Origin of the sequence: Neobacillus niacini (assembly GCF_000759675.1) — a bacterium.
In the GTDB taxonomy this organism is placed as follows: Bacteria; Bacillota; Bacilli; order Bacillales; family Cytobacillaceae; genus Neobacillus; species Neobacillus niacini_A.
The window spans coordinates 72,325-96,851 of the sequence record NZ_BAWM01000086.1; the positions used below are offsets into that span (position 1 = coordinate 72,325).

A 24,527-nucleotide genomic window follows, 5' to 3' on the forward strand; every position below is an offset into this window, starting at 1 on the left:
TGTTGTTGCAGTCTTTTTGGTTAAATTCCAATTTTCTTCTCTAACATTCCTGGTTTTTTAGTTCCTTCAATTACGGTGTATTCATTCTTTTTGTAGGCAAACCAGTACGCCATTCCGATAAATAGTGCTCCGCCAACAGCATTTCCTAAGAAGACCGGAATAAAGTTTCCTAGATAATCCATCCATGTCAAGTGACCGGCAAATATCGCTGCCGGGATGACAAACATGTTGGCCACAACGTGTTGAAATCCAATTGCCACAAAGGCCATAGTCGGAAACCAAATTCCAGCGATTTTTCCGATCATATCTTCACTTCCGTAAGATAACCACACAGCTGCAGCGACAAGCCAGTTGCATCCAATACCTGAGACAAAAGCTTGAAGAAAGGTTGCATCTATTTTATGTTCAGCAATATGAACGGTACTCTCCAAATATACACCTGTTTCCGTTAAACCAACAATGTGTCCGAAAAAGTAAGCTACGAAAATCGCCCCTAGAAAATTGCTTACCGTGATGAGGAGCCAGTTTTGTAGAACCTGTTTGGTTTTAATTTTGTCTGCAAACTTAGCCAGTGGAACCACCATCATATTTCCTGTGAGAAGTTCTCCACCTGCTATTAATGTAAGGATTAGTCCAATCGGGAAGACAGAGGCACCTAAAATCGCACTAAGTCCTGATAAACCTTCGGATAATGGTGCTGTGACACGAATATATAGCAGGAACCCTAATGAAATAAATGCACCTGCTTGGAAACCTAATAGAATCGTTGTTACTAAAGGATAACTTGTCTTTTTTATTCCATTTTTAATTGAAATTTCTAGTATTTGATCTGGTTTGTATAATGACATGACAGTATTTCCTTTCTAATTACTTAAAATGTGAAGAACATCACATATTGATTTGTCTTTATTTTAACGCAATGAACACTAATTTACTGTGAACATTTCTTTAACTTTATATGTAAAATCAAAGCACCTTTATAAGATTTCTGTTTTGGTATAAAATTAGAGTAATATTGTTAATGCTTTTTGGAGGAATGGTTTATGGCTGCAGTGAAGACGGTAAAAATTGATGGTGAGATTATACATATTTTTAATAGCGCGATTTATATCTTTGAATCCCATTCAGGTTTTACGCTTGAATTGGATATGATTGTTAGTGAAGTTATGTTCAAAAAATATAAACAAGAGCAAACACTAATAATTGAGATAGAGTTAGAGGACGGTAGAATAATAGATTCCATCATGCACCTAAAAACACTGTCTGGAGGATTACCACAGCTTAATTTATTTTGTGATTTAGATGACATAGATGAGTATGAAGATTTTGATAGAGTGGACGAAAATAGTTCATGGTTTCCAAATGTAGAAGACGGTATCACATTAGAAGAAATTAGAAAAGTAGAAATGCCCATTGAAGACGTTAGTTTAAAGTTAAAACTGCCCATTGATCAGGTTGAATGGTTAAAAAAGCAAAAAAAGAAAGATTTAAATGAAATGTTTACACATTTGATATATGAAATTTGGAAGAAATAAAGGGTGGCAAACAAAGGACACCAATAGAACTACGCATCATTTTCCCATTAATAAAGTATAATATAGCTATTGAAATTAGTTTTTATACTTAATGCAAAAGGGGGTAGCATTAATGCAAATTACATTTGAAAATATTTATATTCATAGTCATGTAGTAGCTGAAAATAATTTGTACAAGCAATTTCATTTTCCAGAAATGTTATCGAGATATGATAGTAATTATATAGAGTTTAAGACGTTTCCTAAATTAGATGAATTTAAGCATGCAGAAGGTTATTTAAGAGATTATCATCTAAGAAATGGTCAGAAGCACGTGAAATTTAAATTTCCTGTAGATGAAAAAATCCCAGTTGAGTTAGTGAACTACTTAAATCAAGAAGAATATGATATTGGTTTTCTAGAACTATATGCGATTCAACCGATTCAATTTCCAGAATTGAAGGATAACCCCGACATTGAGGTTCAAATTGTAACTGAACATAACCTTAAGGCTTTTCTCGCTTTACAGTATCAGCAGGATATTGTGTTTGGCAGTAATTTTGCCAATCAAAAAGTAGAGTTGAATAAGCGAATTTTTGAAGATCCGAATTTCATGCAGCTGCTAGCTTTATATAAAGGTACACCAGCAGGTGTAGTGGATGTGATCATTTCGAAAGATACAGCTGAAATTGATAATTTAGGTGTAGATGAAACCTTTCAAAAGAAAGGAATCGGCAGCAAAATCCAAAAATTTGTAATGGATACGTTTAAGGATAAGACTGTTATTCTAGTCGCGGATGGTCAGGATACCCCAAAAGAAATGTATAAGAGACAGAACTACCAATACCTTGGCTATCAATATTACACCCAAAAAGTTGACGAATAAATAAAAGAAGAAGGACTAGAAGAAGTTGTTGGATGAAATTAGTAAATTTGAAGTGGTTTTGGAACGGATTGCCTTAATGGAATAAGCATGAAAATAAGAATGGCTCAGTTCTGTTGACTGAGCCATTTCATTACTATTTAAGTTAGTGATTCTTGATTTGAAGCTACCACTTTTTTCCGTTCCTGCGGAATGACTAGATTAAGAATAACCGTAGCCAATGCTCCAACAGCTGTTCCAGAAGATAAAATGTAATTTGCAAAGTCAGGAACACTGTATAGAATTTCTTTTGGAAGAACAACCGTACCAATTGTTAATAGAATCGGAACGCCGATTACCATCATATTACGATCATCAATTACCACGTGCTGAATAACTTTCATCCCGTTCATAACAATGGCCACACATACAACCCCGAAAATCCCATTGATAACTGGTTCAGGTATACAAGTAATTACAGCTGATAGTTTTGGAATTAAGCCTAAAGCGATTAAGATAACCCCTGCGCTGATAATAGCCATTCTGCTGGCTACTCCTGTAATCGCGATAATTCCAGCGTTAGAAGAATAACCAGTCATTGGTGTACCACCGAAAAGAGAACCTACGAAACAACCAATACCTTCACCAACAGATGCTCTGTTCAATCTTTTTTCATCTAATTCACTGCCTGTTACCGTTGATACAACAAACCAAGTACCCGTTGTTTCTATTAAGATAACCAGATAGATAAAGACCATAGTTAGAATGGCTTGTAAATCAAATACAGGCTTTCCAAATGGGAAAAAGCTAGGAAGCGAAAACCATGCTGCTTCTTTTACAGTTGAGAAATCGACTGTACCAAACAGTGATGCGGTAATCGTTCCTACTACAATCGCTAGAATAACAGATACTAAGCGGAAAAAAGTTCCATAACCTTTTTTCTTCCGTCCAAGAAGGATACAAATAATTAAAACTGCAGCAGAAACAAATGCAATTAATACATTGTGCCCAACGTTACCTGGTGCATTATAAATGCTATTGAATGCAGCTGGCATTAAGGAAATCCCTACAATGACAATAACTGTTCCACCTACAAGAGGGGGAATTACTTTCTTAACAGCTTTAGCAAACCATTTTAATGGATATCCAAGAATCGCAATAAGTAAAGCTCCTGGTAGAAGGCTTCCAAATACGGCTCCCATTCCAAGTTTTCCACCAATCGCTGCCAAAGCACCAATTGGTACATAGGATGGACCTTGTACGACCGGCAATCTTAAGCCGCCAATCGTTTGAATGAGGGTGGCAATTCCCGCGGCTAAGAAACACATTTGAATGAAGAAAGTAGTATTCATCGTATCTAACGCCAATAATCCCGCAATAATGATGGGGGCGATATATAAATCCATTGCAAGTACATGCTGCATACCAAGTAGAAGGGCTTTACCCCAACTGATCTTTTCATCTACCCCAACGATAATGTTCGGATTTTGCTCTTTTTGTGCCACGGAACCATTCTCCTTTATTTTTTAAGTATGTAGAAAATTAATCTAAAAAACTGGTAAAATTCCAAATGAATGAAGACAAATGGGTTTATTACTGCGCAGATAATAAAAACCCTAAATGAATTATAATGGTGGATTCATAGATTGTAAACATAAAAATAACGAATAATTATATTATACTTTAAATTTTCGTTCGCCTTTTTGTCTTGACTTCAAAATATATTCTTAATAGAATATAGATACATAGGTTTTAGAAGGAGATGTAAAAAAATGATCATCAATGATACCGTTTTACGTAGTGATTGGATCGTTGCTTGTAAAATTGAAGATGTTAAAGAAGAGCCAATACAAGTAGTGATAATGGGCGAAAGAGTTGTTTTATTCCGAAATGAGCAAGGCATTCATGCCTTTAAGGATTTATGTATTCATCGAGGAGCAGCACTTTCTCTAGGCTGCGTGAAAGACGGCAATCTTGTTTGTCCGTATCATGGCTGGGAATATGATTCAGAGGGTACATGTACAAGTATTCCACAGCTCCCTGAAGGAAAATCAATTCCATTAAAAGCAAAAGCGATAAAATATACATGTAGAACAGAGTATGGATTTGTTTGGATTAACCTAGAAAATAACAACCCTGAATTTTTTTCATTCCCAGAATTCAACGATAGTAGTTACCGCAATATTCTATGGGGACCTCAAGAAGTTAATGCAAACCCACCAAGAATTGTCGAGAACTTCCTTGATGTTGGTCATCTTTCCTTTATTCATGAAGGTTTTCTAGGTGTACCAGAGCATCCGGAAATTGGCGATTACGATGTTCATACTGACGGAGGTCGAATTTTCTCAGATGAAATTGTTATCTATCAGCCAGACCCTGATGGTACTGGAGTTGCGAAGGATGTTTATTACACCTATGAAATCGTTCGCCCGCTGTCAGTGAGATTCACAAAAAGAGATCCTGATACAGACAATAAGATGACGATTTTACTAACCATTCTTCCGATTGCAGAAGGCAAATCGATTGCCTATGGCATTATGTCGTTTAACTATGAAACTGGCACAAGCGATCAAGAAATCATAGATTTTCAGGATATGATTTTTGCTCAAGACAAACCAATTGTCGAAAATCAGAAACCAGAGGACTTACCGCTTGATTTGCAGGTAGAGCTTTCCTTGAAATGTGACAGAATGAGCATTGCTTACCGAAAATACTTAAAATCACTCGGTGTTACACTTGGAACTGAATGATAAGAAGACAGGTCGTTTACTTTTATGGTAAACGGCTTTTGTTGTACCTATCTTCAAGTTTTTAACAACTAATAAAAATTAATTTTTCTGAATAGTTTTTATATATTGACATAGTAGTCACAAGTGACTACAATTTTATATATAGAAATCTGATTTAAATAGGAGAAAAATATGAAAGCAGAAAATTTTTCAAGAACAGACCGTCGAAAGGCATGGAACCGCGAGCAGATTGTTAGCGGTGCTTTGGAGGCTTTTTCCGAATTGGGCTACATGAAAACCACTGTCAATGATATTACTTCACGGGCAGATGTGGGTCATGGAACCTTTTATCATTATTTTAAAAATAAGCAGGACCTTCTGAGTAAACTGGTTGATGACTTGGCGGATAAGGTGGATGATTATGTCCAGCCAAAGAATATGCAGTTGACTGTTTATGAGAGGATGAAATATGAAGCACAAAGAATTCTCGAGTACTACGTTAATAACAGCAGCATCTTACTGGCATTAAAAGAAGCTCTTATGGTGGACAAACAATTTGAGGAAAAATGGCTGAAAATTAGCGAAAGCCTTTTCAAGCGAATTGAGAGGGACATTAAGGGCTCGATCCAAAAGGGATACTGTCATGACATTAATGTGGACGTAACGATTCGAGCTTTAACATGTATGTTCGAGGGCTATGGTCATCATTTAATGGTGCAGCCAGTGACTCCAGCAGAAATCCAAGAGGTAGCCCAGTCATTAACCGACTTGTGTTATAAAGCTGTATTTAAGGAATAATTAATTCGATTTACTAGAATAGCCAGAATAAGCAGCGAAGTTAATCCTTTTGTTGCTTATTCTTTATGATTGAGTATAGGAATGACGAAAAAATTAAATTTCATGTATGCGCTTACAATGAAATATGAATCTTACATAGACAAATAAACTTTAATTTTTATCGAGTAGTAAATGCTATTTATAAAGTTTATTTGATTCTTTTTATCGAAAAAAATGACGATAGTGTCATAATCGATAACATTGTCGTTTTTGGAATATTAAAGGAATATAAGTCAACGCTGACGAACAATAAAGGAGGTGAGGAAGAAAATTATATAGTTGAACTCTGGTAATGTAATCCCAATTGAAAATGGTAAAACTTTATTTTCAGTTATTAGGGACCATTTTCATAATGGCATATAAGCAGCGCAATTGAAATCATACGTATTGATTCATTTGCAAAATGCTCATAACAAAGGGGTGGTCACCTACAAATTCGTTTTTTCACGCACCTATAGATTCTACAGTAAAAATGGAGTCTTATTATATGGATGCAAAGGGAGAGGATTAATTTGGCGAAACACGGGGTATATCATTCTACAGTATTAACAGAGTCTTATTGGCCTGCTGACACATCACGTCCACTAAACGACTCGACTGTTGCTCAGGTATTAAGGGAAGTTACTGCAGAGGTTCCTGACCGGATTGCCTTAGTTGAAGGGGTGGCAGATCCGGAAAAGCGCAGAAAATGGACATACACTCAGCTTTTAGCTGATTCTGAAAGTGTTGCTTCAGCCCTTCTTACTAAATTTAAGCCAGGAGAGCGTGTTGCGGTTTGGGCCCCAAATGAAGTGGAATGGGTACTGCTTGAATTTGGCTGTGCGATTGCAGGAGTCACTTTAGTGACGGTTAACCCGGCTTTAAGGGAGAAAGAGCTAGATTACCTGTTGCGTCAATCAGAAGCAGCGGGAATATTCCTCGTTAATGAATACCGAGGCTATAACATGTTTGAGGCTGTAACCAATGTCCGTAAAAGCTTACCATTACTGCGAGAAGTAATTAGTTTTTCAGATTTTGAGGAATTCATGAATTGCGGCAGTCAATCAACTATCTTTCCTGTGGTAAAGGCGGAAGATCCTTTTGTCATTATGTATACATCAGGTACAACTGGTAAATCGAAGGGGGCAATCCTTCACAATAAGGGCATAACTAACAGTACAAAATTTATGGCAGAGCGTGCAGGTATGGAAGTTAGCGGTGTATGGGTGAATGTAATGCCGCTCGTTCATATGGGGGGCTGCGGTTTCGCTGTATTAGGAACTCTGCAACAACGGGGTACTCATGTACTCGTTAGCGCATTCGATCCAGGGCTGTTTCTTGAATTGATTGAAAATGAGAGAGGATCCTTCGCACTCCTCGTTCCAACTATGGTTGAAGCTATCTTAAACCATCCTGATCGTAAAAAATATAATCTCTCAACCTTGAAGTCTCTTCTTTCTGGTGCCTCGAAGGTTGAACCTCATTTAGTACGACGTGTGAAAGATGAACTAGGCTGTGGGATATCGATCGTTTGTGGACAGACCGAGATGCACGGTGGAACAACACAGACGCACCTCGATGATTCCCCAGAGGACCAGGCAGAAACGATAGGTCAACCATATCCGCATATTGAAGTGAAGATTGCTGATCCTGCAACAGGAGAAGTACTACCGCTTGGTATGGATGGAGAAATTTGCTGTCGTGGATACCAGACGATGATTGGCTACTATAATATGCCAGAGCAGACAGCCGCCACACTTAAGGGCGATGGCTGGCTACATTCAGGTGATATTGGCTCGATGGATGAAAGAGGTTTTATAAAAATTAAAGGTCGATTAAAGGATATGATTATTCGCGGCGGTGTAAATATATATCCAAGCGAAGTGGAATCACTGTTGCGAGACCATCCTAAGGTAACAGATATAGCAGTAGTAGGCATGCCCGATGAATATTGGGGAGAACAAGTCACGGCACTTATTATCCCAACATCCTTTGATGACCTACCGACAGATTCTGAACTTACTGAATACTGTAAAGCCAATATGGCAGGTTTTAAGAGACCAAGGAATTGGTACTTTGTTAAGGAATTCCCGAAGACAGCAGCTGGGAAAATCCAGAAATTTAAGCTGCAAGAAATGGTCAAAAATGGTGAAGTTCAACAAGGTACCAATTTAACTCAAATATAGGTGGAGGGGTGTTCCAAATTTGGAACACCCTATTTTTGTAGCATTTTGGTGTAAAAAAATTTATATTTTTGAATTGTCTGTATATATTGACAACTGTGTCATATATGACTACAATGTTTATAAAGGAAAAATTTATGAAAAATGGGAGTCAAAAATATGAAAATGGCAAAATCTCAGGAGACAACGAAACCAGACCGACGCAAGACGTTGAATCAGGATCAAATCATGATGTGTGCTATAGAAGTGTTTTCTGAAATCGGTTACATGAAAGCGACTGTCAAGGACATCACGACAAAAGCGAATGTAGGGCATGGAACCTTTTACCATTACTTCAAAAATAAAAATGACCTCCTAGATCGATTAGTAGACGAACTTATAGAAAAGGTAGATCACGATCTGCAGCCCAAAACCTTGACAGAAAGCCTTTATGAAACGATGAAAGATGAAGCCCATAAAATACTAGACTATTACAATCAAAATAGAGGGGTACTCCTAGCATTAAAAGAAGCGATGATGGTGGACCAACACTTTAAAGACAAGTGGTTGAAAATAAGTGAAAGCTTATTTAAAAGGATTGAGCGTGATATTAAAGGGTCAATTAAAAAGGGATACTGCCACAACATGAATGTCGATGTCACGATTCGTGCACTAGCGTGTATGTTTGAGGGATATTGCCATCATTTAATGCGGCAGCCTACTAGTCAAATGGAAACACAAAAGGCTGCAGAGTCATTAACAGACTTGTGCTATAAAGCAGTATTTAAGCTCGAAGCCTAGAATACTAGATTAGTAGCAGGTGCTGCATTCTATAAAAAAGTTACATATGAAATAGAGAACAGGAGGTTAGGATTAACATGCAGGATGTTTATATTATCGGGATTGGTATGAACAAATTTGGCAAGTACCCTAGTGAGACAGTCAGGACTATGGCGGAGCAGGTGATCCAACAATCTTTGGAAGATGCAGGGATTAAAAAGGAGGATTTACAGGCTGGTTTCTTCTCGAATACTTTTTGGGGTATGTTTGATAAGCAGCATTCCATCCGCGGTCAAGTGGTTTTCAGGGGAATGGGGATTGACCGGACCCCTGTAACCAATGTGGAAAATGCTTGTGCTGGAGCATCGACTGCACTGCACCTAGCGTATACCGGCATACGAGCTGGAATGTATGATGTCGCGATTGCGGTAGGTTCTGAAAAGCTTACTAACCCTGACAAAGCGAAATCTTTATCCGCCTATTCCAGCTGCATGGATGTAGAAAATTTTGATAAGCAGATCAATACGTTATTGGAATACGGGAAGAACCTAGAAGTAGCACTTCCTTGTGATGAATCAGCACCTGGTGCTGGAAGAAGTGTTTTTATGGATGTCTATGCGATGATGACTCGTTGGCATATGAGCAAGTATGGTACGACTCAAAGACAACTAGCAGCGATCGCTTCAAAAAACCATTTTCACTCTTCCCTCAATCCAAAAGCGCAGTATCAGAACAGAATGAGCATAGAGGAAGTTATGAATGACAGTCCTGTTACATATCCTTTGACTCGCAGTATGTGCGCGCCGGTTGGGGACGGGGCAGCTGCAGTTATCGTTTGTTCTGAGAGATTCTTGAAAAAACTTGAGAAATCACGTCCAGTAAAAATTCTAGCTTCTGTACATGGTCAAGGTTCAGACAGAGACCTTGACGGAGAGGATATTGGTGAAAGACTTGCAAAAGAGGCCTATGAAAAAGCAGGGCTTGGTCCACAGGATATTGATTTAGCAGAGTTACATGACGCTACGGCTTATGGTGAACTGCACCAAAGTGAGGCGATGGGATTTTGTCCTCCTGGTGAAGGTGGTGCTCTAGCCGAATCAGGTGCTACAACTCTTGGAGGATCGATCCCAATCAATACAAGTGGTGGACTTGAAAGCAGGGGACATCCAATCGGAGCTTCTGGTCTCGCACAAATATATGAAGTTGTTACCCAGTTACGAGGAGAGGCAGGAAACCGACAAGTAATTGGAGCAAAAATTGGTCTTGCTGAAAACGGAGGCGGCAGTATTGGTGTTGAAGAAGCAGCGATGTGCATTCATATTTTAGAAAAAGCGTAAGCACTAGGATTTTAGAGGAGGAAGTGGAACGGTGGACTACAATTTAACGGAAGAATTGACGATGTTAAAGGAAATGACCTACAAATTTGCAGTAAATGAAATCGCTCCCTATTCAGCAGAATGTGATCGGGAAGAGAAGTACACTCCTGAAATCGTAAAAAAAGCGGCAGAACTAGGACTCGTTGGTGCATGGATGCCTGAAGAGTACGGCGGTGCTGGAATGGGGATATTAGGTCAGGCCATCATAACGGAACAGCTTTCCCGAATCGACATGGGAATTGGTACAAATATTATCACGGCAAGCTTTGGGTGTGAAGCCATTTATCTATATGGAACAGAGGAGCAGAAACATAAGTATTTACCAATGGTTTGTAAAGGTGAGTGGGTTTCATCAGGAGCTTTTACGGAGCCAAATGCCGGAACGGATGCAGCTGGTTACCAAACTAGGGCAGTGCGGGACGGTGATGATTTCATCATCAATGGCAGTAAAATATTTATTACAAATGGTACGGTCAGTGATTTTATGGTGGTTCAAGCGATTACACAGCCGGATGAAAAAAGACATAAGCGATTCTCTCAAATCATCGTAGACAGCAATAGTGAGGGAGTCACAAGAAGTAAGCTCCATGGAAAGTTAGGAATTCGGTCTAGTGATACGGCACAAATTTCCTTTGAAAATGTCCGCGTTCCGCAATCCAATCTTGTTGGTACGGATGGGAAAGGATTCCCACAGCTCATGCACTTTTTTGATATTACTAGGATGATGGTTGCCGCTCAGGCATTGGGCATCTCGCAAGGATGCCTTGAAGAAGCAGTCAAATATTCAAAAGAAAGATATGCCTTTGGAAACCCGATCGGCAGCTACCAGGCGACAATGACGAAATTAACGGAGATGGCTGTCAAAGTTGAGGCACTTCGAAATATCGTCTATAAGGCGGCATGGCTCGTTGATTCAGGAAAACCTGATTTTACGCTATCAGCAATGGCAAAATACTTAGGCGGACAGACTGCTGTCTTTTGCGCGAATGCTGCGATCGAAATTCATGGCGGATACGGCTATATGGAGGAATACAATGTCCAGAAATGGTATCGCGATGCGAAAATTCTTGAAATCTATGAAGGAACGAAAGAAGCAGAGGTTATGGCCATCGGACGTGTTCTCCAGTCTTAATCTGTATAAAAATATCTGAATATTAAACCTTGTCTAAAAAAGGAGAAAATCATGATTACAAATCTTGAAGGAAAAGTGGCCCTCGTAACAGGTGGAACAAATGGAATTGGAAAAGCAACTGCTTTAAAGCTTGCAAAAAGTGGAGCTGATATTGTGGTTAGCGGTAGAAATCACGAAGCAGGTATGCAGGTGGTAGCAGAAATTGAAGAACTGGGTAGAAAGGCAATATTTTTAGAATGTGACTTGTTTGTCTATGATTCAGTGAAACAGATGGCAGACCGTGCTGTTGCTGAAATGGGAAAGATTGATATTTTAATCGCAAACGGTGGTGCAACCGTTCAATATGCAAAATTCTTTCACGAATTAGACCCAAATGATTATGACGGCTGCTTAAATAGCCAACAATCGTCTAGGCTTTATGCAATCCGGGCTTTGCTCGACCATATGAGAGAGCAGAATTATGGGAAAATTGTCATCATCACTTCTGACGCGGGAAGAATTGCGACTCCAAGAGAATCACTGATCGGATCCGCAGCAGCTGGTCTTGTACTGATGAACAAAGCGTTGGCTAATGAGTTCGCTCGATGGCAGATTCGCGTGAATGCTCTTTGTTTAACGGTCATCCAAGACACTCCAGGATTTGAGGCAGTAATGGCTACCGAGGCAAGTCATGTTTTTCAAAAAGCTGTTGACCGTGCGAAGCTTGGTTTACCAAATGCAGAGGATGTTGCAGAGGCTGCACTTTTCTTTGCTTCACCAGAATCCGACAGAATTACAGGTCAAACCTTAAGTATTAATGGCGGTCTTTCATTTGCAGGGTAAGTCTTCATATTCTTTTAATAAAAATAGGAGGGAACACGATTATGTACCAAAATTTAGCATCAGATGAAATCTTAAATAAATTAACCCAAATAGCAGCGGACCCTTATGAAAGAGCGAAGGAATGGAAAATGGAAACAGGCTCCAAGCTTATTGGCTGTTACATCATGCACTTTCCAGAAGAGTTACTTCATGCAGCCGGCGCTTTACCGATTGTCCTTCAAGTGAAGGAAGAACCGATTACTACTGGGCATGCCTATTATCCTTCTTATTTCTGTGGACCTACCCGCAGTATCGTCGATCAAGCAGCAAAGAGTGAATTAGACTTCCTTGATGGATTTGTCGGAGGTGATTATTGTATCCAGGCTGTCGGTGGTTCAGAAGTAGTTGGGAATCTTCTTCCGAAGGTCAATAATATGTTTTTCCGCTTGCCTGTTGGCAATCAAGCATGGACACAAGGGGATATTGTTACAGGATTAACAGAATTAAAACGAGACATTGAAAGATTCGCAGATAAAGAGATTAGTGACGAGGACATCCTAAATAGCATTCGCATCTATAACAAAAACCGCAGCCTTATTCGAGAGATATACGAGTTAAAATCCGTTCATCCTTCGCTGCTATCTTCTAGCGATATGCTGTCCATTATTAAATCAAGCATGGTGATTCCGAAAGAAGAGCATAACGAGATCTTAGAGAGCCTAATTCCAAAGCTTCAGGCTAAAAAAGATTCTATAAAAGAAGAAGGAGTACGTGTCTTCTTATCTGGAAGTTTCTGCGGCGCACCGAAAAACGACATATTGGAGCTAGTTGAACAATCTGGAGCTGTTGTGGTCGGAGATGACCTTTTCCACGGCTACAGATATATCAGTGACAATATTGCTGAAGATAAAGAACCATTGGCAGCAATCGCGGCTCATTATATTGATAAAAATACAAACGTCCCTTGTCCAACTAGATGTGACCCTAAAACCGATTGGCCACAATACCTTGTTGATTCAATGAGAAAGCACAAAGCAGATCAACTTGTCATTGTGATGACACAATTTTGTGAACCACATATGTTCTTCTATCCAGATATCAAAGATGCCATGCAAGAAGCTGGAATTCCTCACCTACTCCTAGAAATCTCACACGAACTTGATTCCATCGAAACGATTAAAACTAGATTAGAAGCCTTTGTAGAAATGGCTGTTTAATTTTAAAAAAGGCTGTGTTAAAGCTAATATTTGATTTTGGCACTCTGTTGATTGGAGCGGAAGGCACGAAGACTCCTGCGGGAGGACGGGGCAGGGGAGACCCCACAGGCGCTTAAGCGCCGAGGAGGCTCCCCGTACCGCCCGCGGAAAGCGAAGTGCCTGGAGCGTAAATCAACAGACAATTTTTACAAAGCCATAAAAAAGAAAGACGTAACTAAAATCGAGAGGAATGATGATAGATGGCAGTACAGGAAGCGAAAAGAGCGAATCGATTAAAATCCGGAAAATTGGTTAACAAGCTTGTTAATGAATATTGGGAAGATTTGATTAATGCCAAGAAGACAGGTAAAAAGGTTGTTTATACTACTGGTCTACCAATTGGCCCATTTATGGCTGCGCAGGATATGGCATGGATCCACGGAGAAGGATACGGTGCTCGTGTAGCAGCTAGACACGAGGAAAAAGAACCGCAAACCTTTGCTGAGAACCGGGGCTTTAATCGTGAACTTTGCTCTTATGCAAGAACACAAATGGGTTGTGCAATGTTTGCTGAATTAGGTGTTCCGGATGATTTAAACCCTGGTCCAATTGCGACCGAAATTCCAGCACCTGATGCGATTGTTACTTGTTATCCAGGCTGTTCTACAGGACCTCAGTGGGATTGGGCAATCGAGCGTGTCTTTGGTAAAAAAATTCCTTGGTTTAATGTAGTTATTCCGTATCATATGGGACGAAACGGTTCTACCTATATGAAAGGGGAAGAATTTGAGGAAAATGTAAAATACGTTGTCAGGCAGTTTGAAGATCTGATTAAGTTTTTAGAGGTAGTTAGCGGCAAGCCATATAACTGGGATAAATTCCAAGAGTTAATGGGTGTCACTAAAACCGTTGGAAAGCTTCGGATGGAAGCGATGGATCTTTGTAAGGCAAAACCAGCTCCTGCCAGCTTCTTTGATTGGTCCATTCAAATTGCACCAGTCAATTATCTCACCGCATGGCCAGGAACAATTGAAGCTATGCAAGCAGTTAAAGACGAGGTTCAAGAGAGACTTGACAACGGCGTTAGTGCTGTGCCAAATGAAAAATATCGTATTTTCTGGGAAGGAATTATGAATTGGAATAAGCTTGGCTGGATGGCAGATAAGTTTGCAAGCTATGATGCCACAGTTGTTGCGGGTCGATATACACATATGGCCTTCTGGCACGAGCCTGATACGATCGATCCTGAACATCCGTTAAGAGGGATTGCGATTAACCATCTTGAGTGCCAACTCAACCTAGGCTACCCGATTACCGAGGAACGAATGATGACATTATCTAAAGATTATTCCATCGACGGTATTGTCTTCCATGGTGCAAGAACTTGTCGATCATTCTCACGTTCTCATTTCTTGTTAGCTGAAAACTTGAATAAAAAGATGGGTATTCAATCTACTTCATTTGAAGGAGACATGGTTGACGATTCCTTTTACAAGGAAGAACTCGTTAATACTCGTATTGAAGCACTGATTGAAAGTCTCGAAGCACAAAAAAGCAGAGGTTAATAGAGACTGAAATTGTCCGGGAAAACAATTCCCGGACAGGATTATAAAGATTCTGGATATGGGAGAGTTAATCCCTTAAAGATAAAACAGATGAAAAAGGAGAGAGTTAGATGACATCAAAAAGTGATGGTTCTTCCTTTTATACAATTGGTGTGGATAGCGGTTCCTTAACAGGAAAAGCAGTAATAATTGATGGAAATCAACGAATTGTTTCCCATAGCGTCAAACAGTTGGGATTTGTTAGTCAAAAAGCCGTCATGATGGCGATCGATGAAGCATTGGAAAAAGCAGGATTGGTACTCGATGATATCGCCTATACAGTAAGCACGGGTTATGGCCGGAAAAGGTTAGAAATTGCCGGTAAGAATCTTACAGAAATAAGTTGTCACGCAAAGGGAGCCAACTATCTTTATCCAGAAGTAAAAACAGTCATAGATATTGGTGGTCAGGACAGTAAGGTAATCGCGGTCGATCCGTCAGGAAATGTTAAAAATTTTGCGATGAACGACAAATGTGCTGCTGGGACCGGTCAATTCCTCGAAGTTCTTGCGAGAGCGTTGGACGTTGAATTGACTGAAATTGGACCGTTGTCGATGCAATCAGATGCGGATATCAAAATCAGCTCGATGTGTACAACATTCGCTGAGTCAGAAGTCATTTCTTTAGTCGCAGAAGGTCACACAACGGTAGACATTCTTTCAGGTATGCATAAGGCGATTTCAGGGAGAATGAAAGGTTTGGTTGGGCGTGTAGGATTGCAGAAGCCAGTGATGATGACAGGTGGAGGCGCCAAAAATATTGGATTGGTACATGCTTTAGAAAAATCCTTAGGTGTGTCTATTTTTATTCCGGAAGAACCGCAAATTATCGGTGCTTTAGGTGCAGCGTTATTTGCGAAAGACTTTGCTACAGGGATTCGAAAAAAAGTAGATGAGGAACAAGACCTCGATAAATCTCGTGCACCTGCTAAAGATTGCGGCAGCTGCTCCGTTCAGAATTACCAATTAAACAAAAACTGATTATGCTTTTAGAGAAAGGAGAAAGTCATGCAATATGAGCGTATTCAATTCGAGCGTCGCGGTGCTGGCGCTTGGATTATTTTAGATAGTCCAAAGAATATGAATTCAGTATCATCCACCATGCTCGGTGAGTTGGAGAGCGTATTGAAAGAGTGTGAAGCTGATAGCAGTGTCAAGGTTGTAGTTCTAACTGGAACAGGATCTGCCTTTTGCGCGGGTGCGGACCTTAAAAATGTCCTTTCCTCTTTAAGTAGTTCAGAGCCTGGGACGAAGGATTTTCTTGAAATGTTCGATGAGGTTTGCAGTCTTCTACGTAAAATGCCAAAACCCGTCATTGCGGCAGTCAATGGCTTAGCACTTGCAGGAGGACTGGAGCTTCTCATGTGCTGCGATATTGTATATGCGGCTGAAAGTGCCAAAATGGGGGATGCTCATTCTAACTTTGGCGTTTTTCCAGGTGCGGGTGGTGCGGCGGTATTGCCGAAGAAAATCGGGCTTAATCGCGCTAAGTATCTTTTATTTAGCGGTGATTTTTTATCTGCTGCTGAGATGGAAAGATTCGGTTTGGTTAATAAAGTAGTTGCTGACGGGAAGCTTGTGGAGGAAGTCGAAAATTTTGTTGAAAAGCTTGCGGCTAAAAGTCCATTGGTGCTCCGCCGAATGAAGGAAGTAGCAAACGCGTCGGTTGATCAAACTCAGGATGCAGCATTACGCCATGAAATGCTTCACTTACGACAGCATGTTCGATCCTATGACTTAGCAGAGGGACTTGCAGCCTTTGCAGAAAAACGCAAACCAGAATTTAAGGGCTATTAAGGGGAGATAAAAATGAAAATCGAAAATAGTGTATTTATCATAACCGGCGGGGCCTCGGGTCTTGGTGAGTCCTGTACAAGGCTGTTTGTGGAACAAGGTGCAAAGGTCGGAATTTTAGATATGAATGATGATCGTGGAGAGAATCTTGCAAGAGAACTTGGTGAATCTGTTGTTTTCTGCAAGACAGATGTTAGTGATGAAAATTCTGTCCGTGAAGCGGTGGAAACAGTCTCTAATGCTTTTGGAGGTATTCATGTAGCAATCAATTGTGCAGGGCTTATTTTTGGTGCGAAGGTCCACTCTAAGAAGGGACTTTTTCCAATGGATAAGTTTAATAAAGTAATCCAAGTAAATCTAGTCGGTACGATGAACCTGGTGCGATACGCAGTCCAAGAGATGTTGAAGAATGAACCTGATGAAAACGGGGAAAGAGGAGTTATTGTAAATACTGCTTCTGCAGCTGCATTTGGCGGTCAGCTGGGACAGGCAGCGTATAGTGCGTCAAAAGCTGGAGTAGTAGGGATGACACTTCCGATTGCCCGGGAGATTGGGGATTATGGAATGCGAATCGTTGCGATTTCACCAGGCCTTTTCGATACGCAAATGTCTAGAGGAATGCCTGATAGTTTTAAACAGGAAGTAACACAGCATATTCCTTTCCCAAAGAGGCTCGGCAAGCCGTCCGAATATGCAGCAACGGTTAGACATATTGTTGAAAATCCTTATTTAAATGGAACAACGATTATGCTAGACGGTGCAGCACAGCTGCCTGCGAAATAAAACAAAATACAAAGATATATAGAAAGGAGAAAAAAATGGCTGGAGCACTAGAAGGTTTAAAAATATTAGATTTCAGTACATTGGTTCCTGGACCATATGCGACCATGTGCTTAGCCGATATGGGAGCGGATGTACTTAGGGTGAAATCGGGCACGAGACCAGATGTCGTCGATTTTTTACCACCTTTCCTGCCTGAAACAGAAGTGTCAGCGGTATCGGCACAATTGAGTAGGAATAAAAAGGTAATGACCCTCAATCTTAAAGATCCTCGTGCAGTTGAAGTAATTCATCAGCTTTTAGGAGAGTACGATATTATCATCGAACAATTCCGTCCAGGTGTGATGGCGAAGCTGAACCTAGATTACGAGAGTCTTAAAAAAGTAAATCCGAGATTAATCTATTGCTCGTTAACAGGTTACGGTCAGACAGGACCATTGAGGGATCGTGCAGGTCATGACATCAACTACATAGCCATGTCGGGTGTCGCTTCTTATTCAGGAAAGAAAAAGTCAGGACCTCCGCTGATGGGAATAGCCGTCGCGGATATTGCTTCAGGTTCCAACAATGCCATTATTGGAATTCTTTCGTCCGTCATCTATCGAGAGCGAACTGGGAATGGTCAGCATATTGATGTTTCGATGACCGATGGAATGATTGCGTTTAATTCGTTTATGCAGGGTGCTAGTTATCTAATAAATGGTAAAGACATTGGGATGGAGGAAAATCTTCTCAATGGGGGCTCTCTCTATGATTACTATGAAACCCAGGATGGTAGATACCTTAGTTTCGGTGGTGTTGAGCCACAATTTTTCAAGGCCTTTTGTCAAACTATTGGAAGACCTGAACTGGTTGCTGGAGGCGTGGAGGCAGAAAATGTGGCTCAAATCAAAGAGGAGATTAGTGAGATTTTAAAGACGAAGACGTTAGATGAATGGATGGAATTATTTAATGCTACGGACGCCTGCGTTGAGCCGGTGCTCTCTCTAGGTGAAGTATTAGAAGGACCACTTGTTGAAGAGCGAGGAATGGTGGTTAAAGTTCCTGGACCAAATGGGTCAACAGTAAAACAGATTGCCAATCCGATTAAGTTCTCGGAGTCCATTCCTCAGTATCGTCACACGGGTATCCCACTATCAGAGGCGAATACAGAAGAGGTTATGAAAAATCTCGGCTATTCTCAAGAGGAAATCAAGGAATTTGGCAAGACTGGTCTATTCAGCTAATTGAGTTCATTTTTCAAAGAATTAAGGGGGTAAGAATTTTGTTAAAGACACTTTTTGTAAAATTAAATGTTGAAAACAGGACGGCTGTTATTACGATTGAAAATAAGCCGGTGAATGCACTTAGTGCGCAGATTATGGAAGAGCTTGATCTGACTTTGGATGTGGTTAGGGAAAATTCTGATGTTCAAACCGTTATTATAACCGGTGGTGGTGACAAAGCGTTTGTAGCCGGAGCAGACATTAAGCAGTTTATTGAAATGGCTCCTGATGTAGGATACGACCTTGTTAAAATTGGACACCAGATTTTTAATAAAATTGAAAACTTTGAAGTACCTGTGCTAGCGGCGATTGAAGGATTTACTCTTGGAGCTGGTTGTGAATTAGCGATGGCATGTGATATTCGCATTGCAGGTGAGAAAGCATTATTCGGACAGCCTGAGGTGAATTTAGGGATTATTCCAGGCTATGGAGGAACTCAGCGCTTACCAAGATTAGTAGGAGCTGGAAAAGCGAAAGAACTTATTTTTACCGGAGATACCATCGATGCAAATGAAGCATACCGAATTGGTTTGGTTGATATTCTTGTTCCAACTGGAGAATCACTTAGTCGAGCACATACTTTATCAGCGAAGATCCAGAAGAAGGGACCACTGGCTATTAAAGCTGCCAAAAAGGCGATTATCCAGGGATTGGATCTGCCGATGGAGGAAGCATTAGAACTTGAGGCAGTTCAATTTAAAAGCCTTTGTTCCACTGAGGATCAAAAGGAAGGTGCGAGAGCCTTTTTAGCGAAGGAAAAGCCACAGTTTCAAGGAAAATAAATTTTTATAGAGGAGAAATAATAATGTCTCAACCTATATTAGTAAAAATTGAGAACGGAATCGGCTTTATTTCACTCAATCGTTCTCAAAAATTGAACTCTCTATCAACCGATTTAGTTGAGGGTCTGACAGAAGCGCTGCTTAGTTTAGATACAAATCCTGAGGTGAAAGTGATTGTCTTATCGGGTGAAGGGAAATCCTATTGTGCTGGGGGAGATCTAGAAACCATTCAGCAGTTTTCGAAACAAAGTGAAATTGCTGCTTATTTAGAAAAAGCGATTAATGTTACTCGAATGATTTTGAATATGGAAAAATATGTGATTTCTGCTGTTAATGGATATGCTGCGGGAGCAGGCTTTAGTCTTGCCCTTGCTTCAGATTTCATTGTAGCTGACCCCACGGCGAAGTTCGGCTTAAGCTTTGTGAATATTGGAGTCATTCCTGATTTGGGTTTACTCAAGTTATTATCCGAACGAGTGCCTACCGCCATTGCCAAGGAATGGATTGTTTCCGGTAAGATTTTAGGTGTTGAAGAGGCTAAGACATGGGGGATAATTAATAAGGTAGTTGAAGGTGATTTACTTCAGGGAGCAAGTGAATTTGCTCAGACCATCTTGAAGGGTCCGCCATTAAGTAATCGATATGTGAAAAAAATGTTAAACCATTCTGTACATCTTCCTTGGGAGGCATTTTTAGAACAAGAAATCATGGTTCAAGCCCACCTGATAGCAAGTGAAGATCTTCAAGAGGGCGTAAACGCGTTTTTGGAAAAACGTGCACCTGAATTTAAAGGGGTTTAACTTTTAAGAAAAAATTTTGGAGGTTGTCAAATGTCAATTAAAACAATTGGTGTGATTGGGGCCGGAAGCATGGGATCGGGTATCGCTCAGGTAGCAGCTTGTGCAGGGTTCCAAGTGATTTTATCTGATATACAAGAGGATTTTTTAACGAGAAGTTTAGGATTTATCGGGAAAAGCTTAGAGAAGCTTTCATCTAAGGGAAAACTGAATGACTCTGTTGAAACCATTTTAAATCGGTTTACGACAACTACTAGATTGGAAGATTTGAAAGACGCTGATTTAGTGTTTGAGGTTATCATCGAGAATATGGAGAAAAAGAAAGAGTTATATAAAAATATTGATCAAATTTGCAAACCTGAAGCAATCTTTTGCTCCAATACATCAGGTTTAAGTATAACCGAGATGGCATCTGCTACAAAGCGTGCAGACCGGGTGATAGGAACTCACTTTTTTAACCCAGTGCCGCTTATGGAACTAGTCGAAATTATCCGAGGCAATGATACCTCTGATGAAACCTATATGATCGCCAAAGATTTGTGTGAAAGCTTTGGTAAAAAATCAATTTCAGTGAATGAAGCACCTTTGTTTGCAGTAAATCGAATCTTAGCACCAATGATAAACGAGGCAATATTTGTCCTTCAAGAAGGCGTTGCCACCAAGGAAGATATTGACCTCGGAATGAAATTAGGAGCCAATCACCCGATTGGACCAATAGCTCTAGCTGATATGATTGGCCTCGACGTCATGCTCATGGTATTAGAAACACTCTATCAAGAAACAGCCGACTCCAAATATCGCCCAGCCACACTATTAAAAAAATTAGTTCGAGCAGGACACTACGGCAGAAAAACCGGCCGCGGATTCTATGAATATTAATTGGTGCCTTTTTTGGTGCCTGTCACCGCTCGTGGACAAATCACCCGATTTGTCCGCCTGAGGTGGACAGCTGAAGGAAGGTCGAATTCTATATTTGTAGAATCGGCCTATTGTTTTAGATTCTATTTTGGGGTGATGAAGCTGGAAACACAGTATATAAAAAATCCATTTGATCATTTACTAAATTGCCAATATGAAAGAATAAGTGAAACTAATTTAAAAGTAATCTTGCCAGTTCAGCCGTTACTATTAAATACAGTAGGGTACGTTCAAGGCGGGATTATAAGCTTGTTAGCAGATTTAGCAATGGGCAATACATGTAATACCTTTGATAAAGACGAAAACAGTCTCCAATCAGTCGTAACAGTTGATCTCAAAACAACCTACCTAAAAGGAGCAACAGGTGAATTCCTCTCTGCAGACGCAAACCTCATCAAAAAAGGAAGAACCCTTAACCACCTCGACTGTAACATTTACAACGACCAAAACGAACTAGTCGCTAAAGCAAATGGTATATTTGCTAATTTGTAATGGTTAATGGTTATATTATGGTGCCTTTCACCGACAAGGGTGGACAGTTGGAATGCTATTGCTCTGCGCAACTTATCAAAAAACGCCAACCCTTTACTAAATAAGGGTTGGCGTTTTTATTAGCGAGATAGTATGGTTTGGTGGTTATTTTGGTTTGGTGGAACCATCGGATAGACATTTTCTTCTTCTATTATATTAAACTCCATCAGAACCGGTCAAGTACGCTGAAAAGCATCCGAAATTATCTGCATGAGTATTGGTGCCTGTCACCACTCGTGGACAAAACCCTTGTTTTGTCCGTCTGGGGTGGACAGTTAGAGGAGCTCGAGTTTTTACAGTTTTGTGAATTATTAAAATTGATGTGTTAGTGCTTATTTTATCATGCTATAATTTTGGTGATATAAAGTACTCTTCAAACTCTCCGATAGTTTTCTCCAATTTGTCATTTTACCTACTTCTTTTCAATGTATCTTTGCATTCCCTTCGTTTTCAATTCATAACTTAAACAACAATTAGTTAACAATAAGTAATTTTTATTTAGGAGGTGTTGTACGCCAAAAAACTCACATTTGATAATTCGATGATTTTGTATTTAAAAATTAAATTTTGTAGGAGGATTTGAATGGGACTAGATATGCATTTATACACTTTTCCAAAGATCGAAGGAATGAATTTGGCTGAAATTCGTTCAGCTGACATCCATCTAAGTGAGCTAGAAGCAGAAAAGGGCGCCATCTACGAAAAGATAAAGAATCACATTAAACACTTTGAGGAATTAGATTTTTCTTGGCGCAGTCTTCGAACAGAAATTACTACTTGGCGTAAGGCTAACCAAATTCATCATTGGTTTGTAAAATTCGTCCAAAATGGTAAAGACGATATGTGTTCCTATGAAGTGTCAAAGGAAAACCTGCAGGAATTATATAACTCATGCGTAAACGTTCTATTGAAGAGAAAAGCACCACATAATGAATTACCCACAAGGACAGGTCCATTTTTCGGAAGTACCTCTTATGATGATTATTATTACTGGGAAGTTGATCGGACCAAAACCATTCTTGAAAATCTCCTCGAAAACTTCAATTTTGAAACCCACTATATGGTGTACTGTGCGGATTGGTAAAATCCTTAATTCTAATTAATTAAATAATTCCATCTAAACAATATCGTTAACCTTAATTCAAGCAATGAAATTCTTGCGTCATTTTACAAATAGAAGAATATGGGTATTGTAATAACCTTGTTTTAATAGTTAGTTATAGAATCATAAAAAAACAAATCCCTATCTTTTTCTGAGTTAGGGCTTTGTTTGTGAGAATTTGGAGGATTAATAATGTGAAGTTAGTTGCATAACTAATTTTTACTTTTTCTGTGCTAACCATTCTGCGACGATTTTTGCTTCTTCTGGAGTAATAACCCCTCCGGGCATAGCGCCTTTCCCATTCTTAATAATATTTTCGATATCATTTTGGGCATACTTTGAACCAATTTTATCTAATGCAGGACCTGCGCCACCTTTAAAATTTTCTCCATGACAGGACATACAGGAGGTACTGGCAATTTCTTCGGCTTTTTCGGCAGAGGCTGTTTCGCCACCCGCTGTTTCACCACCAGGTTTGGCTGCATGCCCGGGTCCTTCGTAATAAAAGAGTAAAAATACAAGAAATCCTGCTAATATGATATTGATTCCAGTAGTAGCCCATAGTTTTTTCATGTGAAATCCTCCACGAGTTTTTAATGAAATATTTTTAGGAGAGAGGACCAATTGAATGCGATTGACCAGATAAGGCTGCTAAGTATTAAACCAGTTATAAATATATTCCATTTGTGTTTTTTCTTCTCCCAGCAAGCTACAATAATCGCTAATCCTATCGGAATCCCAATAAAGGGCAGCCAGGGAAAGGACTCAAAGGTTTTGTATAAATAGATGGCTACACATGCTGTTAATAAGATTGATAATAATAGTTCGCTTAACATTGATAATTCTGATTTTATATGACTGGTCATTGTTTTCCCTCCTGCCATTGCTCTGCTTACACTCGAAGGCTCATTCTACGCCTCTGTTTTTATTAAGTTCAAGATCATTGCTTTTTTCCATTTCATCATCTGTTTGCGTAGGGCTTTCATCGTGTAGAAAACGTCTGTTATCTTGATTTTTATAATCATTATTACTTTCATTTCTGTTCAACTTACGCTCATAATTTATAGGGTGGAAATTTACATCTTTCTCTGGATTCAAAGATCCTCTTTTATCTGCATTGCATGCTGTTAAAAATCCTATTGAAAGAAAAGTAGTCAAAATGGTGATTTTCCATTTGGTGTTCATACTATTACTCCTCGTATCATTTTATTGGTAATATTTTTACTATGCACGTTCCTAAATTTTTTAGTCGAAAAATAATGTGTGTAAATTTTTACAAACAAAAAGACCACTGCACTCCTAAAAATAAGGAAAGCAAATGGTCAAATGGGTAGATACCGCCGACGGTTAAACCTGAATTCTTTAAAAAGGTACGTCTAAAACTGCCTTTTTTTTCGATTTGGTTTTTCTCTTCGTTAGACAAAAAAACCCTCCTAAATCTTCATTAAAGAAAGTATTATGCAAAAACTTGTTTGTAGGTGAAAAGGAGAATCTGATTTACCTATTTTTTTCCATCTCTCTAACCTGATCACTTTAAAAACAAAAATGAATCAACCCGCTATTTTTGGAATAGCGGGTTGATTCAAT

26 protein-coding genes are annotated in these 24,527 nt (G+C 39.6%); 20 read left to right on the plus strand and 6 right to left on the minus strand.

The window, feature by feature from the left end:
* Positions 1–20: 20 nt before the first annotated feature.
* Positions 21–848, minus strand: a complete 828-nt coding sequence (locus tag TR08_RS20710; protein ID WP_045521542.1) for a formate/nitrite transporter family protein — start codon at positions 846–848, stop codon at positions 21–23.
* Positions 849–1,043: 195 nt separating this feature from the next.
* Between TR08_RS20710 and TR08_RS20715 the strand changes: the two genes are divergently transcribed.
* Both TR08_RS20715 and TR08_RS20720 read left to right on the plus strand, forming a co-directional pair.
* The gene (locus tag TR08_RS20715; RefSeq protein WP_045521544.1) at positions 1,044–1,535 is read left to right on the plus strand and encodes a hypothetical protein; all 492 of its coding nucleotides are present in this window, start codon (positions 1,044–1,046) and stop codon (positions 1,533–1,535) included.
* Positions 1,536–1,647: 112 nt separating this feature from the next.
* Positions 1,648–2,400, plus strand: a complete 753-nt coding sequence (locus tag TR08_RS20720) for a GNAT family N-acetyltransferase (RefSeq protein WP_238579205.1) — start codon at positions 1,648–1,650, stop codon at positions 2,398–2,400.
* Between the two features lie 137 nt (positions 2,401–2,537).
* Here TR08_RS20720 and TR08_RS20725 read toward each other — a convergent pair whose 3' ends face one another.
* Complete coding sequence (locus tag TR08_RS20725) at positions 2,538–3,881, minus strand: uracil-xanthine permease family protein (protein WP_045521548.1); 1,344 nt, start codon at positions 3,879–3,881, stop codon at positions 2,538–2,540.
* Between the two features lie 267 nt (positions 3,882–4,148).
* Between TR08_RS20725 and TR08_RS20730 the strand changes: the two genes are divergently transcribed.
* From TR08_RS20730 to TR08_RS20815, 18 genes are all read left to right on the plus strand, one after another.
* Complete coding sequence (locus TR08_RS20730; RefSeq protein WP_045521550.1) at positions 4,149–5,126, plus strand: aromatic ring-hydroxylating dioxygenase subunit alpha; 978 nt, start codon at positions 4,149–4,151, stop codon at positions 5,124–5,126.
* 171 nt (positions 5,127–5,297) lie between these two features.
* Positions 5,298–5,903 carry a TetR/AcrR family transcriptional regulator gene (locus TR08_RS30445; protein ID WP_052427554.1) on the plus strand — a complete coding sequence of 202 codons (606 nt, stop codon included), beginning with the start codon at positions 5,298–5,300 and terminating at the stop codon, positions 5,901–5,903.
* Positions 5,904–6,454: 551 nt separating this feature from the next.
* Positions 6,455–8,107: a class I adenylate-forming enzyme family protein gene (locus tag TR08_RS20740; RefSeq protein WP_202964979.1), complete on the plus strand. Its 1,653-nt coding sequence runs from the start codon at positions 6,455–6,457 to the stop codon at positions 8,105–8,107.
* A gap of 156 nt (positions 8,108–8,263) precedes the next feature.
* Complete coding sequence (locus TR08_RS20745; protein WP_045521560.1) at positions 8,264–8,884, plus strand: TetR/AcrR family transcriptional regulator; 621 nt, start codon at positions 8,264–8,266, stop codon at positions 8,882–8,884.
* Between the two features lie 77 nt (positions 8,885–8,961).
* The gene (locus tag TR08_RS20750; RefSeq protein ID WP_045521563.1) at positions 8,962–10,200 is read left to right on the plus strand and encodes a thiolase family protein; all 1,239 of its coding nucleotides are present in this window, start codon (positions 8,962–8,964) and stop codon (positions 10,198–10,200) included.
* Positions 10,201–10,231: 31 nt separating this feature from the next.
* Entirely contained in the window at positions 10,232–11,371 is a 1,140-nt protein-coding gene (locus TR08_RS20755) for an acyl-CoA dehydrogenase family protein (protein ID WP_045521564.1), read from the plus strand.
* A 51-nt stretch (positions 11,372–11,422) separates the two neighbouring features.
* Entirely contained in the window at positions 11,423–12,193 is a 771-nt protein-coding gene (locus TR08_RS20760) for an SDR family NAD(P)-dependent oxidoreductase (RefSeq protein ID WP_045521565.1), read from the plus strand.
* A gap of 41 nt (positions 12,194–12,234) precedes the next feature.
* Positions 12,235–13,389 (plus strand): 2-hydroxyacyl-CoA dehydratase subunit D, encoded by a 1,155-nt coding sequence (locus TR08_RS20765; RefSeq protein WP_045521566.1) that lies wholly within the window; start codon positions 12,235–12,237, stop codon positions 13,387–13,389.
* Positions 13,390–13,628: 239 nt separating this feature from the next.
* Positions 13,629–14,933 (plus strand): 2-hydroxyacyl-CoA dehydratase subunit D, encoded by a 1,305-nt coding sequence (locus TR08_RS20770; protein WP_045521567.1) that lies wholly within the window; start codon positions 13,629–13,631, stop codon positions 14,931–14,933.
* Between the two features lie 110 nt (positions 14,934–15,043).
* Entirely contained in the window at positions 15,044–15,952 is a 909-nt protein-coding gene (locus TR08_RS20775; RefSeq protein WP_045521569.1) for an acyl-CoA dehydratase activase, read from the plus strand.
* Between the two features lie 27 nt (positions 15,953–15,979).
* On the plus strand, positions 15,980–16,768 hold the full coding sequence (locus tag TR08_RS20780; protein ID WP_045521570.1) for an enoyl-CoA hydratase/isomerase family protein: 789 nt from the start codon (positions 15,980–15,982) through the stop codon (positions 16,766–16,768).
* Between the two features lie 12 nt (positions 16,769–16,780).
* The gene (locus TR08_RS20785; RefSeq protein WP_045521571.1) at positions 16,781–17,548 is read left to right on the plus strand and encodes an SDR family NAD(P)-dependent oxidoreductase; all 768 of its coding nucleotides are present in this window, start codon (positions 16,781–16,783) and stop codon (positions 17,546–17,548) included.
* A 35-nt stretch (positions 17,549–17,583) separates the two neighbouring features.
* A complete protein-coding gene (locus TR08_RS20790) occupies positions 17,584–18,771 on the plus strand; it encodes a CaiB/BaiF CoA transferase family protein (protein WP_045521572.1) in 1,188 nt (395 codons plus the stop codon).
* Positions 18,772–18,809: 38 nt separating this feature from the next.
* Positions 18,810–19,592, plus strand: a complete 783-nt coding sequence (locus TR08_RS20795; RefSeq protein ID WP_045521573.1) for an enoyl-CoA hydratase/isomerase family protein — start codon at positions 18,810–18,812, stop codon at positions 19,590–19,592.
* A 23-nt stretch (positions 19,593–19,615) separates the two neighbouring features.
* The gene (locus tag TR08_RS20800; protein ID WP_052427555.1) at positions 19,616–20,392 is read left to right on the plus strand and encodes an enoyl-CoA hydratase/isomerase family protein; all 777 of its coding nucleotides are present in this window, start codon (positions 19,616–19,618) and stop codon (positions 20,390–20,392) included.
* A 30-nt stretch (positions 20,393–20,422) separates the two neighbouring features.
* A complete protein-coding gene (locus tag TR08_RS20805) occupies positions 20,423–21,268 on the plus strand; it encodes a 3-hydroxybutyryl-CoA dehydrogenase (protein ID WP_152597479.1) in 846 nt (281 codons plus the stop codon).
* A 135-nt stretch (positions 21,269–21,403) separates the two neighbouring features.
* Complete coding sequence (locus TR08_RS20810) at positions 21,404–21,799, plus strand: PaaI family thioesterase (RefSeq protein ID WP_045521783.1); 396 nt, start codon at positions 21,404–21,406, stop codon at positions 21,797–21,799.
* Positions 21,800–22,421: 622 nt separating this feature from the next.
* Positions 22,422–22,922 (plus strand): hypothetical protein, encoded by a 501-nt coding sequence (locus tag TR08_RS20815; protein WP_045521575.1) that lies wholly within the window; start codon positions 22,422–22,424, stop codon positions 22,920–22,922.
* 237 nt (positions 22,923–23,159) lie between these two features.
* Here the strand turns inward: TR08_RS20815 and TR08_RS20820 are convergent, their stop codons facing one another.
* The 4 genes from TR08_RS20820 to TR08_RS32720 all read right to left on the minus strand — a co-directional run bounded on the left by TR08_RS20820 (position 23,160) and on the right by TR08_RS32720 (position 24,363).
* Positions 23,160–23,513, minus strand: coding sequence for a c-type cytochrome (locus TR08_RS20820; protein WP_045521576.1), 354 nt, complete (start codon positions 23,511–23,513; stop codon positions 23,160–23,162).
* Positions 23,514–23,533: 20 nt separating this feature from the next.
* The gene (locus tag TR08_RS20825; protein WP_045521577.1) at positions 23,534–23,806 is read right to left on the minus strand and encodes a hypothetical protein; all 273 of its coding nucleotides are present in this window, start codon (positions 23,804–23,806) and stop codon (positions 23,534–23,536) included.
* Positions 23,807–23,846: 40 nt separating this feature from the next.
* Positions 23,847–24,125, minus strand: a complete 279-nt coding sequence (locus TR08_RS20830) for a hypothetical protein (RefSeq protein ID WP_045521578.1) — start codon at positions 24,123–24,125, stop codon at positions 23,847–23,849.
* Positions 24,126–24,213: 88 nt separating this feature from the next.
* Entirely contained in the window at positions 24,214–24,363 is a 150-nt protein-coding gene (locus TR08_RS32720) for a hypothetical protein (RefSeq protein ID WP_193747811.1), read from the minus strand.
* Positions 24,364–24,527 lie beyond the last annotated feature (164 nt).

Excerpts from the sequence above, each read along its gene's own strand:
- TR08_RS20815 (WP_045521575.1), top strand. The coding sequence starts at position 22,422 with ATGGGACTAGATATGCATTTATACACTTTTCCAAAGATCGAAGGAATG.
- TR08_RS20770 (WP_045521567.1), top strand. The coding sequence starts at position 13,629 with ATGGCAGTACAGGAAGCGAAAAGAGCGAATCGATTAAAATCCGGAAAA.
- TR08_RS20800 (WP_052427555.1), top strand. The coding sequence starts at position 19,616 with ATGTCTCAACCTATATTAGTAAAAATTGAGAACGGAATCGGCTTTATT.
- TR08_RS20765 (WP_045521566.1), top strand. The coding sequence starts at position 12,235 with ATGTACCAAAATTTAGCATCAGATGAAATCTTAAATAAATTAACCCAA.
- TR08_RS20785 (WP_045521571.1), top strand. The coding sequence starts at position 16,781 with ATGAAAATCGAAAATAGTGTATTTATCATAACCGGCGGGGCCTCGGGT.
- TR08_RS20825 (WP_045521577.1), bottom strand. The coding sequence starts at position 23,806 with ATGACCAGTCATATAAAATCAGAATTATCAATGTTAAGCGAACTATTA.
- TR08_RS20750 (WP_045521563.1), top strand. The coding sequence starts at position 8,962 with ATGCAGGATGTTTATATTATCGGGATTGGTATGAACAAATTTGGCAAG.
- TR08_RS20715 (WP_045521544.1), top strand. The coding sequence starts at position 1,044 with ATGGCTGCAGTGAAGACGGTAAAAATTGATGGTGAGATTATACATATT.
- TR08_RS20790 (WP_045521572.1), top strand. The coding sequence starts at position 17,584 with ATGGCTGGAGCACTAGAAGGTTTAAAAATATTAGATTTCAGTACATTG.
- TR08_RS20775 (WP_045521569.1), top strand. The coding sequence starts at position 15,044 with ATGACATCAAAAAGTGATGGTTCTTCCTTTTATACAATTGGTGTGGAT.
- TR08_RS20745 (WP_045521560.1), top strand. The coding sequence starts at position 8,264 with ATGAAAATGGCAAAATCTCAGGAGACAACGAAACCAGACCGACGCAAG.
- TR08_RS20720 (WP_238579205.1), top strand. The coding sequence starts at position 1,648 with ATGCAAATTACATTTGAAAATATTTATATTCATAGTCATGTAGTAGCT.
- TR08_RS20760 (WP_045521565.1), top strand. The coding sequence starts at position 11,423 with ATGATTACAAATCTTGAAGGAAAAGTGGCCCTCGTAACAGGTGGAACA.
- TR08_RS20710 (WP_045521542.1), bottom strand. The coding sequence starts at position 848 with ATGTCATTATACAAACCAGATCAAATACTAGAAATTTCAATTAAAAAT.
- TR08_RS20805 (WP_152597479.1), top strand. The coding sequence starts at position 20,423 with ATGTCAATTAAAACAATTGGTGTGATTGGGGCCGGAAGCATGGGATCG.
- TR08_RS20730 (WP_045521550.1), top strand. The coding sequence starts at position 4,149 with ATGATCATCAATGATACCGTTTTACGTAGTGATTGGATCGTTGCTTGT.
- TR08_RS20780 (WP_045521570.1), top strand. The coding sequence starts at position 15,980 with ATGCAATATGAGCGTATTCAATTCGAGCGTCGCGGTGCTGGCGCTTGG.
- TR08_RS30445 (WP_052427554.1), top strand. The coding sequence starts at position 5,298 with ATGAAAGCAGAAAATTTTTCAAGAACAGACCGTCGAAAGGCATGGAAC.
- TR08_RS20830 (WP_045521578.1), bottom strand. The coding sequence starts at position 24,125 with ATGAACACCAAATGGAAAATCACCATTTTGACTACTTTTCTTTCAATA.
- TR08_RS20820 (WP_045521576.1), bottom strand. The coding sequence starts at position 23,513 with ATGAAAAAACTATGGGCTACTACTGGAATCAATATCATATTAGCAGGA.
- TR08_RS20810 (WP_045521783.1), top strand. The coding sequence starts at position 21,404 with ATGAAGCTGGAAACACAGTATATAAAAAATCCATTTGATCATTTACTA.